General features: G+C 65.3%; 1 protein-coding gene and 1 pseudogene. Both read right to left on the minus strand.

Features of this window, described 5'->3' with window-relative positions; genetic code table 11:
* Positions 1 to 587, minus strand: a pseudogene (locus ACT535_RS24970) (SOS response-associated peptidase family protein); the annotation flags it as partial.
* A 57-nt stretch (positions 588 to 644) separates the two neighbouring features.
* Positions 645 to 855 (minus strand): GFA family protein (locus ACT535_RS24975; RefSeq protein ID WP_476366406.1); only part of this gene is annotated, 211 nt, incomplete at its 5' end.

The raw sequence follows: 855 nt of genomic DNA on the forward strand, positions 1-855 counted from the left end.
ACCGGCATCGCCTTCGGGTGAATGCTGGCGACCGGCTCGCTCGGCTCGGTGGTGAGGAAGCCGAACAGGTCCGCGGTCTCGACACCCGTCTTCATCTTGCGGACGCAGGTCCATCCCGGCGTCCAGATCCCGGCGAACACGGCCAGCGGGCGCGCTTCCGAGAAGGCGAACCACACGTCCCCGCCGGCGGCCTTGTTGAATTCGCTGAAGCTCGTGAACGGCACGAGGCAGCGGTTCTCCGGCCCGAGCCATCGCTGCCAGTGCTTGCTCGCCGTGTTGCGGATGTTGGTCGGACCGCTGTCCGGCTCCAGGCGCAGCAGCTCCTTGAAATCGATCGCTTGGCCCTTGGCCTCCAGTTTCGCCGCCCGCATCTTCGCCGCTTCCATGAGCGCCAGCTGCGACTACGGCATGCCCCATCGCGCCATGGCAATCTCGCGCACACCGTCGGCGCCCCTCCGCACGATGGGGGCCTCATAGTCCGGGAAAATGCCGGGCTGCGGCGGCAGGTTGCCCGCGAGGTTTCGCGTCGCGCGCACCAGGTCGATGATCGCCTGGACGTTCGACGTGTGGCTGTAGAGGTTGCACATGGGCCAAAGCTACGGCACAGCGCCGGGCGTGCAAGCTATTAGGATCGACGAGGCGGGTCAGCCCTCAGGTGGTGCCCCAGCCCAAGCCTTGATTTGGTCGTCCAGCCTGGTCCACGACAGCTTGTCGTGGATGAACCAGTTCTCCGATGGCGGGCAGACGTTGGGGTCGTCCAAAGATCCTGCTGTGATCCAGATGGTTCCGGGGTCCGAATCGAATGTGAAAGTCAATGGGCTGCCACAGGTGCCGCAATGCGTGCGTACCGCTTGC

The sequence above is a fragment of the Xanthobacter sp. DMC12 genome, from assembly GCF_056314105.1.